This window comes from Ruegeria sp. ANG-R, from assembly GCF_000813985.1.
Taxonomy (GTDB): Bacteria; Pseudomonadota; Alphaproteobacteria; order Rhodobacterales; family Rhodobacteraceae; genus Ruegeria.
This window is the reverse complement of sequence record NZ_JWLJ01000004.1, coordinates 68,967-83,493: the sequence shown is the minus strand read 5'-3', so window position 1 is coordinate 83,493 and position 14,527 is coordinate 68,967. Positions and strand designations below refer to the sequence as shown.

Genomic DNA, 14,527 nt, shown 5'->3' with positions numbered 1-14,527 from the left:
TTTCATGACTGCCCCCAAACCTGTCGTCCTGTGCATCCTTGATGGTTGGGGTTTGTCTGACGACACGACGGCCAACGCTCCTTATCTGGCTGATGCACCTACATTTGACGCGCTTATGGCCGAGGGTCCTCATGCGCAACTGATCACTCATGGCCCGGATGTCGGGCTGCCCAGTGGCCAGATGGGCAATTCCGAAGTTGGACATACCAATATCGGTGCAGGACGTATCGTCGCGATGGATTTGGGTCAGATCGATTTGGCTATCGAAGATGGCTCTTTCTTCGAAAACAAAGCGTTGCGGGATTTTATTGAAAAGGTGACGGCTGCGGACGGCACGGCGCATCTGATGGGTTTGGTGTCCGATGGCGGAGTGCATGGACATCTGGATCACTTAGTGGCTGCCGCCACGGCCATCACCGATGCAGGCGTCCCGGTGGTGATGCACGCCATCACCGACGGGCGTGACGTGCCTCCGAAATCTGCGTTTACCTATCTGGCGGAACTGCAGGATCGATTGCCCGAGGGGGCCAGAATCGCCACTGTTTGCGGGCGTTATTTTGCCATGGATCGCGACAACCGCTGGGAACGGGTGTCCGAAGCCTATGCTGCCATCGTCAAGGGGCAGGGCAGGGCGGAAACCTCTGCCCAATTCGCCGTGGATCATGCCTATAACCAGTCAGAAACCGATGAGTTCATCGCGCCGACCGTTCTGGGCGACTATGCCGGGATCAAAGATGGCGACGGTTTCTTTTGCCTCAATTTCCGGGCCGACCGGGCGCGTGAAATCCTGCGCGCGATCGGCGAGCCTGGATTTGCCGATTTCGATACGGGCCCGCGGCCGCAGCTTTCGGCGCTGCTGGGAATGGTCGAGTATTCCGACGGTCATAACGGCTATATGACCACGGTGTTCCCAAAGCGGGATATTGTGAACACTTTGGGCGAGTGGATCGCTAAACAGGGCTTGCGCCAGTTTCGTCTGGCTGAGACCGAGAAATACCCCCATGTTACATTCTTCCTCAACGGTGGCAAAGAACAGCCCGAAGGCGGGGAAGACAGATATATGCCGAAATCACCCAAGGTCGCGACATATGATCTGCAGCCCGAAATGTCTTCGGCTCAGGTGACAGAGAAGTTTGTCGAGGCGATCCACGAAGGATACGACTTGATCGTCACCAATTATGCCAATCCCGATATGGTTGGTCATTCGGGCGATCTGCAAGCGGCGATCAAGGCGTGCGAAGCTGTGGACCAAGGCCTGGCAAAGGTTGTTGCGGCGCTTCGGCAGGTGGGGGGGGCGATGATCGTGACGGCAGATCATGGAAATTGCGAAATGATGATCGATCCGGAAACAGGTGGTCCGCACACGGCACACACGTTGAACCCCGTTCCAGTAGTGCTGGTCGGTGGCCCCGACGGCGCAAGTCTGCGCGATGGGCGGCTGGCAGATCTGGCGCCGACCATTTTACAACTCATGGAGCTGCCGAAACCCGTTGAAATGACCGGGGAAAGCCTGCTGACATGAGGTTTCGACCGGCCCTTGCAGCGGTGTTGATATGGTCTGCACCCGTCGTCGCCCAAACCAGCCCGTCAAATGCGGCGCTGGAGGCGGCCGCGATGCTCGAGCAAGCGTCGATATCCCTGACAGACGCTGAAAGCGCCCGTGACCGGGTGCGCGCGCTGACCGAAACGATACAAGCCTACGAGGCCGGCCTGACGGCTATGCGCGACGGTTTGCGCCGCGCCGCTTTGCGCGAGGCACAGCTGACAGCCGAACTGCAGGTGAGGGAGCAGGAGGTGGCGCAGTTGCTGGGTGTTCTGCAGACCATCGAAACCACGGCACCTCCGGTACTGATGCTGCATCCTTCCGGCCCGTTGGGGGCCGCACGTACGGGCATGATGCTGTCAGAGGTCACGCCCGGCCTGAACGCGCAGGCGCAAGCTCTGGCCCATGACCTGCAGGAAGTTCAGACTTTGCGCCAGCTCCAGCAAAGTGCCGCCAATACGCTGACCGAAGGTTTGACAGGTGTACAGGATGCCCGCACACAGTTGAGCGAGGCCATCGCCGATCGCACCGACCTGCCGCGCCGTTTTGTGGAAGACCCTGTGCGTACCGCTATTCTGATTTCGTCTACGGAAACGTTGGATGGGTTTGCCAGCGGGTTATCGGAGATTTCCGAAGGAGAGATTGCCGTCACCAATGCCGATGTCTCGGGCCGCAAAGGCCAGATCACATTGCCTGCACAGGGTGTACTGCTTCACCGGGCAGGCGAAACGGATGCCGCAGGCGTGACCCGCCCCGGTCTTGTGCTGGGCACACGACCCCGAGCCCTGGTAACGTCGCCGACCTCCGCCACGATCCGCTACCGAGGGCCTTTGCTGGATCTCGGAAATCTGGTGATCCTCGAGCCGCAACCCGGGCTGCTTTTTGTGTTCTCAGGCCTGCAGGAGGTATATGGACAGACAGGCGAAGTGATCCCCGAGGGGGCTCCGGTAGGTCTTATGCCGGGCGAAACCCCGGAAATCGGCGCGATTATGTCAACAAGCGGTGATGGCACTGGTACTGACCGGTCAGAAACGCTCTATATAGAGGTCAGACAGGATAACAGCCCAGTGGACCCGGAATCATGGTTCCGGACGGACAAGGATGGATAAACAAGTATGAAGAAATTTGTGATGGCCGGTCTGGCCGGCACCGTGGCAGGGATAATCGCAACGACACAGATCGCGGGTCCTTTGCTGGCGCAAGAGGCCGAGAACAAGGCCAGCGTCTATGAGCAGCTTGATCTGTTTGGCGACATTTTCGAGCGTATCCGTGCTCAGTATGTCGAAGAAGTGGAAACTGACGAGTTGATCGAGGCCGCGATTGACGGGATGCTGACCTCGCTGGACCCGCATTCCAGCTACCTGTCGCCCGATGATGCCGAGCAGATGCGGGTACAGACGCGCGGTGAATTCGGCGGGCTGGGGATTGAAGTCACGCAGGAAGAGGGCTTTGTCAAAGTCGTCTCTCCTATCGATGACACTCCTGCGGCTGCGGCAGGCATCGAGGCGGGCGATTTCATCACCCATGTCGATGGCGAGAGCATTTTGGGGCTGACGCTGGATAAAGCCGTAGACCTGATGCGCGGCCCGGTGGGATCGGAGATCGTGATCACAGTCGTGCGCGAAGGTGAGCAGGAGCCATTCGACGTGACCATCGTTCGCGACACGATCAAGCTGACCGCTGTTCGCGCGCGAACCGAAGGTACGAGCGTTGTGTTGCGTGTCACGACCTTCAATGACCAGACCTACCCCAATCTCAAGGAAGGGTTGGAAGAGCAGATCGAAGAGGCCGGAGGCATTGAAAACGTTAATGGCGTCGTGCTGGATCTGCGCAACAATCCGGGCGGATTGCTGACACAGGCTATCAAAGTTTCGGACGCGTTTCTGGATGAGGGCGAGATCGTCTCGACCCGGGGCCGCAACCTTGAAGATGGTGAGCGGTTCAACGCAACACCCGGCGACCTGACCGCCGGCAAGCCCATCGTTGTGCTGATCAACGGCGGTTCGGCCTCGGCTTCGGAAATCGTCGCGGGAGCTTTGCAGGACCACCATCGCGCTATCGTGGTCGGAACCAAGAGCTTTGGCAAGGGATCGGTCCAGACGGTCATGCCGCTGCGGGGCGATGGCGCAATGCGCCTGACAACCTCGCGCTACTACACGCCCTCGGGCCGTTCGATCCAGGCCCTTGGCGTCAGCCCGGACATCATTGTGGAACAACCGCGCAATCGTCCGGATGAGGAAGAAGAGGAAGATACAGACACCCGCACCCGGTCCGAGGCCGACCTGCGCGGCAGCCTGAACAACGACAGTCTCAGCGAAGATGAAATTCGTCAGATCGAAGAAGATCGCGCCAAAGCTGAAGCGACTGCAGAACTGCGTGAAGAGGATTATCAGCTGGCCTATGCCATCGACATCCTCAAGGGTCTGTCGGCCTTCAATCCGACCGGTGGTCCGTCGCAGTAACGATCAGGGGCCGCCGCGTGCGGCCCTTTTTCTGTCCCGATTGACCTCACCTCAGCCTTCGACCTTATGCAGCTTTTTTTCGTCCAGCATCAGGGCAAGGACAATACCGATCGCAACCGAGAAAGTGGCAAAGATAAAGGCCATGTTCATGCCGGTATCAAAGGCCGCCGCAATGGCGGCCTTAACTTTTTCGACCTCGGCCGAATCCAGTTTCTGTAACACAGCTTTCGCGGAATCAGTGGTCAACGTTCCACCGGTGATCATTTTCTGATCAGCTTCGGACATATTGATGCCTGCGGCTGCAAGCCGGGTTTTCAGGTTGGACAGGCTGGATACATACATGATCGCCGTAGCACAGGCGACAGCGACCGCGCCGTACACAAGATGGGTCATGAAGCTCAGGCCGCCAACCAGACCAGCGCGTTCCGGCTTGACCGCGCAGACAGCGGCGGTGCCTGACGGGCCCACCGTCAGCGTTGCACCCAGCCCGATCAGGGCCATTCCCGGCAGGATCTGGAGATACCCGGCCCCGGACGGCATCACGACAACGCTAGCCGCCCCGACAGTTGCGCAGATATATCCCCAAAACAGCAGCCTTTTGGGGCCAAAATCATTGTATAGCGTACCCGAGACGATGGAGCCGACAGCCAGCAAAACCGTCAATGGCGCCAATCCCAGCGCCGATTGAAAGACGGACCAGCCAAGAACCTTTTGCATGTATTGCGGAAAATACAGCAAACCCACAAAAGCGGCAGAGACGTTGAACATATTCAGGCCCAGCGTGATCAGAAACTCCCGGTTCTGCATCAACTGAGGCAAAAGTAAAGGTTCCTTGACCCTTTTCTCGACCTTCGGAAACAAGAAAAACAACGCGGCGCTGACAAAAAACAGCAACAAGAGAGGCCGCGAAGTCCACCCCCAGTCGGCCCCCACGTCAAGCCCATAGAGCAGCAACAGAACCGCGCAGGACAGGACGCCCACCCCGGCAAAGTCGATGTGTTCACCTGTCTTGTGTTCAGTTTCACGCTCCATCAACAGGATAGCCGTTACCATCGAGACGCAGGAAAACACCACATTGGCCAGGAAAAACAGTCGCCAGTCGCCCAGATTTACCGCCGCCCCGCTGATCATCGGACCAAAGACATTGCCTGTGGTGACACCCGCCAGGATCAGCCCCATCACCAGCGCGCGGTGTTCATCTTTTGAGACCTTGGTCGCTCCGAACGCCAGTGTACAGGGCCAGACGCAACCCGCGCCAATTCCCTGCAGCGCGCGGGCTCCGATCAGGTAATCCAATCCGGGGGAAACAAAGCACATAACCGAGGCGAACAGGAAAATCGAAAGGCCGATAATCATCATCTTGCGGTGACCGTACATGTCGCCCAAGCGGCCCCCTGCAACCATCGTCATCGCAAAAAACAGAGCGTAGATATTCAGCACCCACTGGGTGCTGGTAATATCCGCGTCAAAGCTGCTTTCGATGGCGGGCACCAGCATCAGAGCTCCGGTAAAATCGATCCCGATCCCGAAGGCCGTCACCATCAGTGCGATGACCTTGATGATACTTTTGCGGTCCATAGGCTCGCCGGTTGATACCCGAATGAACCAATGATGCACGGATAGGCCCGAAAAGATAGAGCGTTGCCCGGATGCGGTGATTAATGCCGCTGTCAGGGCTTGCCTTGAGAGGTCTGAGAGAGGCGGAAGGCGCGCTTCAGCATGTCCAGCTCAGCACGCAACAATGCAAGCTCTGCCCTCAGGTCATCTTCGGCGGGTGAGCCTGCGATGATTGTAAAATCCCCCAGCTTCCGGCCTGTGATCTCGTCGCGGATCAACACGCAGTGGACACCCTCCGACAATGCGGCGGATGGCACAGGTATGTGCAAGGACCAGCCATCATCGTCAGGTGTCAGTTCCACATTCGGAAGGGGCTCATTAAGATACAGCACCTCGATCTGCGGAGTGCTGTCACTGGTCACATGGCCTTCCCACGAAGCATTTTCAAAGCGGATTGGGGTCAGGGTGGTATCGGTCATCGTTTGCCCCTTACAGATCGGCCCGATGGCAGCGACAAAAGGTCAGGTCGCGCAGAACCACCCGGTTCATCGCTGGCTGATCAATGATCAGATCCAGCCAGAGTTTTTCAATTCGACGTTCATTCAGGTGAAGATGTGCCAGATCGAAATCTACTGCGACCGCCGACGTCGATAGATCAAGCTCACGCAGGACCTGCTCGGTATTTGGGCCGTGCTGGATGTTGAGGCGGGCGAAGACGATTGTAGGACGCTCGTATTCGATCATCGTATCAACGTGCATCAGATGCTGGCGGGTCAGATTCACGGCAGCCTCTGTCGGCAATTCAATGGACAGAGACAGAAAGGACCCCTGAAAATCGAAAACTTCAATAGCCAGGCTGAAAGGTGCCAGATCCTTGTCACGACGGTTCCGGATCTGCTGCACGCCGATCTCGGCCCGGCTGCAATCGTGAAACAGTGTTACCTGACCATCGACCTTAGCCTTGCGCGGGGCCGAGGCGATACCCTTTTGGAACATGGGTGCACGCCATAGGTCCGGGCGCCAGGACCAGTCAGTTCCAAGTGGTTTTGCAAACTGGTTGGCACCAATAAAAGGTTGGGTCAGTCGTTTGTTTGCCTTTCGAATCACCTGCTCCAGCTGCCCGCGCAACAGGCGTGCCTCATCACGTTGACGGCGCAAATCCGGCAAAGCGAGCTGATCTGACTGCTGCGCGGCGCGCTGCCATCGCGCCAGAGCCCTACGCTGAATATAACGATCCAGAAGTCTTCCCATCGCCTCATCTTCCAAGACTGCCCCTCTTTAGTCAAAGTCCGGGCAGGGGACAAACCGGTCTTGAGCATTTAGCGGATAAAACTTCCTTAAATCTGAATGCGGTCATGCGCCAGATCGGATTTTGGGTCGCCAATGTCCAGCCATTCTTGCAATAGGACGGGCTGCGGCTTACCGTCCGCATTCTGGCTGCGTGTACTATCGTCATTTGCCCCAGATCATACAGTTTCACCACGAGGCAGGGGCATGGAACCCACTCTATTTTCGTTCATTTGGAAACACTCGAAGAAACAGCAACTGGTGCTGCTGATGCTGACAGTTCTGTCGTTTCCATTCCTCTATGCTTCTCTGGAGCTTCCCAAACAGATCATCAATGACGCCATTGGTGCGCCTGCGGATACCGTCACAGTACATGGCTTCACGGTCAGCCAGATACAGTATCTGTTGATTCTGTGTTTCGCCTTTCTGGCAACCGTGATCGCCAGCGGTGTGATGAAGATGCGCATCAACACCATGAAGGGCATTCTGGCCGAGCGGATGTTACGCCGTCTGCGCTTTACTCTGATCAGCCGTTCGATGCGGTTTCCAAAATCCTATTTTGCCACAACCAGCCAGGGTGAGCTGGTGTCGATGATTACGTCCGAGGCAGAACCCATGGGCGGGCTAATGGGAGACGCCATTGCGCAGCCCGTGTTCCAGTTCGGCCAAATGATGACGATCGTCACCTTTCTGTTCATGCAAAGTGTGTGGTTCGGGCTTGCCAGCATTGCGCTGATCCCTTTGCAGGCCTGGCTGATTCCCAAGCTTCAGCGCCAGATCAACCTTCTGAATAAGGACCGTATTCAGGAGGTCCGGCGGCTGAGTTCGGAAATCGGCGAGAGCGCGGCCGGGATCAGCGACCTGCGCGCCAATGGTGGCTGGCGCTATCGCCTGGCGCAGTTCAGTCATCGCCTGGGAACCTTGTCCGAGATCCGCTTCAAGATCTACAACAAGAAGTTCTTCATGAAGTTCCTCAACAATCTGATCACTCAGATGACGCCCTTCCTGTTCTATTCGGTGGGCGGCTATCTGGCGATCACCGGCGAGGTGACAGTTGGTGCGCTGGTCGCCGCATTGGGGGCCTACAAGGATCTCAGCGGTCCGTGGAAGGATCTTCTGACCTATTACAATCAGGTGCAGGACATGTCGCTGCGCTGGGAGGTTGTGACCGAAAGGTTCGCCCCGTCGAACATGATACCCGAGCGGCTGTTTGAAGGTGTGCCGGAGGCCATACCGCACCTGTCCGGAGATATCGAGCTTCGCAACGTGACTGTGCGCGACGATGACGGCAAGACCATCCTCGAAGATATCGACCTGACCATTCCCCGAGGCGCCCGCGTTGCCATCCAGTCAAAACACGCGTCCGAGCGCAGCGCTCTTGCTCAACTGTTGACGCGCGAACTGCTGCCGGCTCAGGGAGAGGTGCTGATGGCCGGTCATAACCTGAACGACCTCCATCAAGCGGTGATTGCAGCGCGAATCGGTTATGCCTACTCGCGACCCTACCTGTTCGATGGAACGCTGGGGGATAACCTTCTGATGCCGCTGCGCACGCATCCCCAGCACGAAAGTGATGCTTTACGAGCGCCCTCGCGCCGTCAGATCGAAGCCGTTCGTGCGGGGAACCCTCCTGATTCCCTGTCTGACGAATGGATCGACCCCAGCCTGGCTGGCCTCGATGACATCGAAGACATTCGCGACTGGTGGTTTCAGCTTGTCGAAGCGATGGGCATTGATGAGTTCATGTTCCGCCGCACCTTGCGATCTCAGTTCGATCCGGAATTGCATCCGAAACTGGCGCAAGAGATCGTCAACCTGCGAGATACCGTAGCCAATCGCCTGCAAGAGCACGGGCTGGACAAATTTGTCTACCGGTTCGATCCCGACCAGTTCAATCCGGCCGTACCGTTGGGCGGGAACCTGTTGTTTGCGTCTCCGTCGCGTGACATTGCACCTGATATCCTTGCGGGTGACGAGCGGTTCCTGTCGATGCTCAAATCGCACGACCTGGATGATGATGCGCTTGGTATCGCCCAGGCCGTGCTGGAAACGCTGCACCAGACCTTCGGACGTGACGGGGCCGACCACCCGCTGTTCCTGCGACTGGGTATGTCAAAGGACATGTATCACCGCTTGCTTGATATCGAGGAACGTCGCAAGACCAAGGGCGAAGAGTCGATCGGCGATAAGGAACGCGCACTTCTGTTAACGGTGCCATTCATGCTGACCGCTGAACAAATCGGCCCCAGCTTTCCGGAAGAATACAAGGACAAGATTTTGTCCATCCGCCACAGTCAGGCCGAAATGCTGCGGGACGCTATGGGCGCAATGTTCGTGCCGGTTTCGCCGGATGGCTACGTTCCGCGCCTGACGGCGATGGAAAATGCGCTTTATGGCCGGGTGTCGATCATGGCTGGTGCGCAGGCAGAAGAGATTGAAGATCTGGTTGCAGAGGTCCTGAACGAAGCCGGATTGCGCCGCAGAGCCGCTGCAATCATCTACGATCTTCCGTCCGGGCTGGGCGGAAACAATCTGCCGACCGTGTTTCAGGAACGCGCCGCCTTTTCACGCGCGGGGATAAAGCGCCCCGATATCTTGATCCTCGACAAAGCGCTGGCCAGCCATGATTCCGAAAGCCGCCTGCGGACCCGGCTGAAGCTGCGCGAGTTGTTACCCGATTCGATCATGATCTTCATGGAGGATCATTTTGCCCATCCTGAAGCCTACGATCTGTTTGTCGAGATCAAGGATGGTCGGATCGATGGGGTCTCGCGCGTATCCACCGAAGTCGAAGACCAGGGCTCTGACGACCTGAGCCGAAAGCTCAAGATCATTTCATCGACCGAGCTGTTTTCGCGGGTGGATGGACGCAATCAACGCCTGCTGGCTTTCTCGGCTCAATGGTACGAGGCGGCGGCAGGACAAACCATATTCTCCCGCGGTCAGGCCCCGGACGCAGCCTATCTGTGTATATCGGGTCAGGCCAGCCTGAACTGGTTGGATGAACATGGCGAGATGCGCTCGATCTCTACGGTCGAACCGGGGCGGCTGATCGGCGACCTTGCGATCATTACCAACGAGCCCCGGCAGTTGGACCTGGTGGCCACCACTGATTGCGCCTTCCTGCGGATTGGCGCCGAAGAGTTGCGCGCCGTGATCGAGAGCGATGCAGGTGTTGCAATGAGATTGCTCGAAACCGTGGCGGGTTATCTGACGGCCGTGTCCGAACGTCTGCGTGACCCGAATACGCCGTTCGTGCATGATCCCGCTGTGTTTGATAGCGGGCAAGACGATGAAAGCTGAGGGACCCCATGGCGCCTATGACAATCATCGACACCTGCTAAGCGGCGCCCGCAGATACCCGGAGATATGGCGCCTGCTTGCGGGGCTTGTCCTGATCTCGGTTGTGGTGGTGACGCTCAATGCACTGTTATTCGCCGTTGTTGCGGGTCTCGGGGCTCCGGGTTCGGCGGCTGCGTTTCTGACCGGTTCATCACCGCTGGCGCTTCTCGTTGTTCTATCAAGCTTTGTTTTCGCGACCTTTGGTGTCGCACTGGGTGCCCGGCTGTTTCAGCACCGTTCGCTTGCCTCGGTCCTTGGAGAGCAATCCCTGACCATGCGGCAATTCTGGCGCGTCCTGCGCGCGCTGCTGGTGCTTGCGTTGGTGATATTGATTCTGCCTCCCTACGATCTGGGCGTGCCTTTGATAGCAAACCTGTCCTTGTCGAAATGGCTGCTGCTGTTGCCGTTGTCGGTTATCGCCGTCCTGATTCAGACGAGCGCCGAGGAAATTCTGTTTCGTGGCTACCTGCAGCAAAGTCTGGCGGCGCGCTTTCGATCTCCGTTAATCTGGATGGGGCTGCCTTCACTCCTTTTCGCAGCGGGGCACTATAGTCCGGCCACAGTTGGTGATAATGCGCTGCTGATTGCCATATGGGCGCTGGCCTTTGGGTTGCTGACTGCCGATCTGACCGCCAGGGCGGGCACTCTGGGGCCTGCTATCGCCCTGCATTTTTTCAATAATTTTACAGCTTTACTGGTTATTTCCCTGCCCGACAATCTTGGGGGACTGGCTTTATTCCACCTGCCTTATGAGTCGTCGGATACCGATGCCCTGAGGCCTTGGTTGTTCGTCGACTTTGCGCTGATGATCGTGGGGTGGCTTACGGCGCGATTGGTCCTCAGGCGCTGATTGCATTTCCCCGCGTTGCGCCTTATTTGACGTCAACGCCGCATTATCAAGGTTCCGACATGAACTGGATCACAAACTACGTCCGCCCCCGGATCAACTCGATCTTCTCGCGCCGCGAAGTGCCCGAAAATCTGTGGCACAAGTGCGATGAATGCGGAACCATGCTGTTCCATCGCGAACTGGCGGACAACCAGAATGTCTGCACGCAATGTGGCCATCACATGGCGATCACGCCGCGAGACCGGTTCAAGCATCTGTTCGATGGCGGCATCTTTTCCGAAGTCGATGTTCCCGCCCCCAATGATGATCCGCTGCATTTCCGTGATCAGAAGAAATATCCCGACCGCATGAAAGCAGCGCAGAAAAAGACTGGCGAGAAAGAAGCGATGCTGGTCGCCCTTGGCGAAATCGGCCGTACACCGATTGTGGCCGCTGCGCAGGATTTCTCGTTCATGGGCGGGTCGATGGGTATGTATGTAGGCAATGCCATCATCGCCGCGGCCCAGGAGGCAGTGAAACTGAAACGCCCGCTGATCCTGTTCTCGGCAGCGGGCGGTGCGCGGATGCAGGAAGGCATTCTGAGCTTGATGCAGATGCCCCGCACCACGGTGGCAGTTGAAATGCTCAAAGAAGCAAACCTGCCCTACATTGTCGTGCTGACTCACCCGACCACAGGCGGCGTTACCGCATCCTATGCCATGCTTGGTGACGTTCACATTTCGGAACCCAATGCCCTGATTTGTTTCGCCGGTCCCCGAGTGATCGAGCAAACCATTCGTGAGAAACTGCCCGAAGGTTTCCAGCGCGCCGAATATCTGCTGGACCACGGTATGCTCGACAGGGTCACCAAGCGGACCGAGATGCGGGAAGAGCTGATTACCATTACCCGGATGCTGATGAACCAACCGCCTGCGGTCAAAGGCGACCTGCCGGCGCCCGAACCAGAAGAAGCCACCACGCAGACACCTTCCGAGGATACGGTCGAAAAATGACCACCCGGACCTCGGATGTCATCCTTGACCGGATGATGGCGCTGCACCCTAAGATCATCGATTTGACCCTGGATCGGGTCTGGCGTTTGCTGGCGGCGCTGGACAATCCGCAAACCAAGCTGCCTCCGGTCATTCATATCGCCGGGACAAACGGCAAGGGTTCGACTCAGGCCATGATACGGGCCGGGCTCGAAGGGGCAGGGCGCGCGGTCCATGCCTATACCTCGCCCCATCTCGCCCGGTTTCATGAACGCATCCGGCTCGGCGGAGAGCTGATTTCCGAATCCAACCTCACCGCCGTGCTGGACGAATGCTACGCCGCCAATGGTGGTGAAAACATCACCTATTTCGAGATCACGACCTGCGCCGCTCTGCTGGCGTTTTCCCGCGCTCAGGCGGATTATACGCTGCTTGAAGTCGGCCTGGGCGGGCGTCTGGACGCGACCAATGTGGTCGAACAACCCGAGGTGACCGTCATTACTCCGGTGTCGATTGATCATGAGCAATTCCTCGGCGACACGCTGGGCAAGATCGCCGCCGAAAAAGCAGGGATTATCAAGCCGGGTGTTCCCTGTATCGTTGGTCCGCAGCAGGAAGAAGCGCTGGAAGTTATCGAGTATACTGCCGCGCGCCTGGGTGCCCCACTGATGGTTCATGGGCAGCACTGGCATGTGCACACCGAAAACGGGCGCTTGATCTATCAGGACGAAACAGGTTTGCGCGATCTGCCGATGCCAAACCTGCTGGGAGGCCACCAGATCCAGAACGCGGGTGCAGCCCTGGCCGTATTGCGCCATCTGCAAATGGGCGATGACGCCTATGAGGCCGCAGTCACCAAAGCCGAATGGCCCGCCCGCATGCAGCGTCTGAAAGCCGGTCCTCTGGTCGAACAGGCCCCACATGCCGAGCTTTGGCTGGACGGCGGCCACAACGCGGCTGCAGGTCTCGCACTGGCCGATGTGTTGTCCTCCTTGCCCGCCCGACCGACGCATATGATTTGCGGTATGCTGAATACCAAGGATGTCACCGGCTACCTTGCACCCTTGGCGCAAAAAGCCGATAGCCTGACCGCCGTCTCGATCCCCGGCGAACAAAACACCCTGAGTGCCGACGAAACCGCAGCCGCAGCCGCTAAAGTCAACCTTTCCGCATCAACAGCCGAAAGCGTTGCAGACGCCCTTGTCGCAATCACCGCTGAAACGCCCGATGCACGTGTTCTGATCTGCGGATCACTTTATCTCGCGGGAAACATCCTCCGAGAAAACGCCTGATCCTTCACCTGGTCAAAAATACTCCGGGGGAGACCGACCCGTCAGGGTCGGGCGGGGGCAGAGCCCCTATTTTCCCCAGTTCCTATCCTGCATCTCACGCAGCCGCGACGCCGTACGTTCGAATTCAAACGTACCTTCGCCTTCGACATACAGCATCTCTGGTTCGGCGGCGGCAGAACAGATCAGCCGGACCTTTGCCTCATACAGCGCGTCGATCAGCGTGACAAACCGCTTGGCCTCGTTGAAATTGTTACGCGACAGGCGCGGAACGTCTTCCAGCACTAGTACTTTAAGCGCCTCGGCGATCGCCAGATAGTCTCCTGGCCCCAGCATCCGTCCGCAAAGATCATAGAACGATGCGCGTGCCACGCCGTTGCGAAACGCGGGCAGTACAACCTCCCGGCCCTTGATCTGCAGGGCCAGCGGCTCCGCCGGGCCACCTGACAGATCATTCCACACGGCGCGAATCTTGTTTCGCGCTTCTGGTCCGATGGGGGTGAAGTAAACCGGCGAACCCTCAAGCCGATTCTGCCGGTAATCCGTGGGTGAGGCCAGTTCCCACACCTCCAGCTGCTCCTTGATGTGCTGGATGAAAGGCAGGAACAATTGCCGGTTCAGTCCGTCCTTGTACAGATCGTCCGGATGCCTGTTGGATGTTGTGACAATCACAACCCCACCCTTATGGAGCATATCAAAGAGCCGCCCAACGATCATCGCGTCGGTGATATCGGTGATCTGCATCTCGTCAAAGGCCAGCACGCGCACAGATTTGACGACCGCTTCGGCCACCGGGGCCAACGCATCCTCGACACCGTCTTCACGCGCCTTGTGCAGGCCGGTGTGAATTTCCTGCATGAAGGCGTGGAAATGAACCCGGCGGACGGGGGTATCACCCAACGTCCCGACAAACATATCCATCAACATCGACTTACCGCGTCCGACGCCGCCCCAAAGATACAGCCCCTTGGGCGGAGGTGGCGCTTTACGGAAAAAACCGCGTTTCGCCGGCTCTGCCAATGCAGCCCGAATTCGCTCAAACCGGGGCAGAACGGCTTCTTGCGCGTCGTCCCGCGTCAGAGAACCATCGGCGATACGATTTTCATAAAGCGAAATCAAATCCGTCATATGTTGAGGCATACCGCCCGACTCGTACATTGAAAAGAAACCTTTTTTCCTGACACATCAATTTTGCTGAACTGGCGCCACAAAACTCCTGAATTGAC

The 14,527-nt window shown here is 57.8% G+C and carries 11 protein-coding genes; 7 read left to right on the top strand and 4 right to left on the bottom strand.

The genetic code is table 11. From position 1 onward, the window contains the following. Positions 1–4 precede the first annotated feature (4 nt). Genes gpmI through RA27_RS12265 form a run of 3 tightly spaced genes read left to right on the top strand, consistent with a single transcriptional unit; the run spans position 5 to position 4,005 of the window. Complete coding sequence (gene gpmI / locus RA27_RS12275; RefSeq protein ID WP_039539242.1) at positions 5–1,522, top strand: 2,3-bisphosphoglycerate-independent phosphoglycerate mutase; 1,518 nt, start codon at positions 5–7, stop codon at positions 1,520–1,522. Beyond that, positions 1,519–2,652 (top strand): peptidoglycan DD-metalloendopeptidase family protein, encoded by a 1,134-nt coding sequence (locus RA27_RS12270; RefSeq protein WP_039539240.1) that lies wholly within the window; start codon positions 1,519–1,521, stop codon positions 2,650–2,652. Before gpmI ends, RA27_RS12270 begins: the two co-directional genes overlap by 4 nt. A 6-nt stretch (positions 2,653–2,658) precedes the next feature. Then, the gene (locus RA27_RS12265; protein WP_039539238.1) at positions 2,659–4,005 is read left to right on the top strand and encodes a S41 family peptidase; all 1,347 of its coding nucleotides are present in this window, start codon (positions 2,659–2,661) and stop codon (positions 4,003–4,005) included. Positions 4,006–4,056: 51 nt separating this feature from the next. On the opposite strand, the gene RA27_RS12260 is transcribed toward RA27_RS12265, so the two are convergent. The 3 genes from RA27_RS12260 to RA27_RS12250 all read right to left on the bottom strand — a co-directional run bounded on the left by RA27_RS12260 (position 4,057) and on the right by RA27_RS12250 (position 6,813). Further along, positions 4,057–5,583 carry an MFS transporter gene (locus RA27_RS12260; protein WP_052265275.1) on the bottom strand — a complete coding sequence of 509 codons (1,527 nt, stop codon included), beginning with the start codon at positions 5,581–5,583 and terminating at the stop codon, positions 4,057–4,059. Positions 5,584–5,675: 92 nt separating this feature from the next. Next, positions 5,676–6,041 carry a hypothetical protein gene (locus RA27_RS12255; protein ID WP_039539235.1) on the bottom strand — a complete coding sequence of 122 codons (366 nt, stop codon included), beginning with the start codon at positions 6,039–6,041 and terminating at the stop codon, positions 5,676–5,678. Positions 6,042–6,051: 10 nt separating this feature from the next. Next, a complete protein-coding gene (locus tag RA27_RS12250; RefSeq protein ID WP_039539233.1) occupies positions 6,052–6,813 on the bottom strand; it encodes a DUF6478 family protein in 762 nt (253 codons plus the stop codon). Positions 6,814–7,056: 243 nt separating this feature from the next. Between RA27_RS12250 and RA27_RS12245 the strand changes: the two genes are divergently transcribed. The 4 genes from RA27_RS12245 to RA27_RS12230 are packed head-to-tail and all read left to right on the top strand — an operon-like array spanning position 7,057 to position 13,304. Further along, entirely contained in the window at positions 7,057–10,152 is a 3,096-nt protein-coding gene (locus RA27_RS12245; RefSeq protein WP_039539231.1) for an ABC transporter transmembrane domain-containing protein, read from the top strand. Further along, complete coding sequence (locus tag RA27_RS12240) at positions 10,142–11,041, top strand: type II CAAX endopeptidase family protein (protein WP_082025117.1); 900 nt, start codon at positions 10,142–10,144, stop codon at positions 11,039–11,041. Before RA27_RS12245 ends, RA27_RS12240 begins: the two co-directional genes overlap by 11 nt. Before the next feature lie 59 nt (positions 11,042–11,100). Continuing rightward, positions 11,101–12,033, top strand: a complete 933-nt coding sequence (accD, locus tag RA27_RS12235; RefSeq protein WP_039539956.1) for an acetyl-CoA carboxylase, carboxyltransferase subunit beta — start codon at positions 11,101–11,103, stop codon at positions 12,031–12,033. Next, positions 12,030–13,304, top strand: a complete 1,275-nt coding sequence (locus tag RA27_RS12230) for a folylpolyglutamate synthase/dihydrofolate synthase family protein (protein WP_039539229.1) — start codon at positions 12,030–12,032, stop codon at positions 13,302–13,304. Before accD ends, RA27_RS12230 begins: the two co-directional genes overlap by 4 nt. A 66-nt stretch (positions 13,305–13,370) precedes the next feature. Here RA27_RS12230 and zapE read toward each other — a convergent pair whose 3' ends face one another. Continuing rightward, complete coding sequence (gene zapE / locus RA27_RS12225; RefSeq protein ID WP_039539953.1) at positions 13,371–14,429, bottom strand: cell division protein ZapE; 1,059 nt, start codon at positions 14,427–14,429, stop codon at positions 13,371–13,373. Positions 14,430–14,527 lie beyond the last annotated feature (98 nt).

What these genes read in the sequence shown, in the direction of transcription:
- gpmI (WP_039539242.1), top strand. Translation starts at nt 5, where the DNA reads ATGACTGCCCCCAAACCTGTCGTCCTGTGCATCCTTGATGGTTGGGGT.
- RA27_RS12270 (WP_039539240.1), top strand. Translation starts at nt 1,519, where the DNA reads ATGAGGTTTCGACCGGCCCTTGCAGCGGTGTTGATATGGTCTGCACCC.
- RA27_RS12265 (WP_039539238.1), top strand. Translation starts at nt 2,659, where the DNA reads ATGAAGAAATTTGTGATGGCCGGTCTGGCCGGCACCGTGGCAGGGATA.
- RA27_RS12260 (WP_052265275.1), bottom strand. Translation starts at nt 5,583, where the DNA reads ATGGACCGCAAAAGTATCATCAAGGTCATCGCACTGATGGTGACGGCC.
- RA27_RS12255 (WP_039539235.1), bottom strand. Translation starts at nt 6,041, where the DNA reads ATGACCGATACCACCCTGACCCCAATCCGCTTTGAAAATGCTTCGTGG.
- RA27_RS12250 (WP_039539233.1), bottom strand. Translation starts at nt 6,813, where the DNA reads ATGGGAAGACTTCTGGATCGTTATATTCAGCGTAGGGCTCTGGCGCGA.
- RA27_RS12245 (WP_039539231.1), top strand. Translation starts at nt 7,057, where the DNA reads ATGGAACCCACTCTATTTTCGTTCATTTGGAAACACTCGAAGAAACAG.
- RA27_RS12240 (WP_082025117.1), top strand. Translation starts at nt 10,142, where the DNA reads ATGAAAGCTGAGGGACCCCATGGCGCCTATGACAATCATCGACACCTG.
- accD (WP_039539956.1), top strand. Translation starts at nt 11,101, where the DNA reads ATGAACTGGATCACAAACTACGTCCGCCCCCGGATCAACTCGATCTTC.
- RA27_RS12230 (WP_039539229.1), top strand. Translation starts at nt 12,030, where the DNA reads ATGACCACCCGGACCTCGGATGTCATCCTTGACCGGATGATGGCGCTG.
- zapE (WP_039539953.1), bottom strand. Translation starts at nt 14,429, where the DNA reads ATGACGGATTTGATTTCGCTTTATGAAAATCGTATCGCCGATGGTTCT.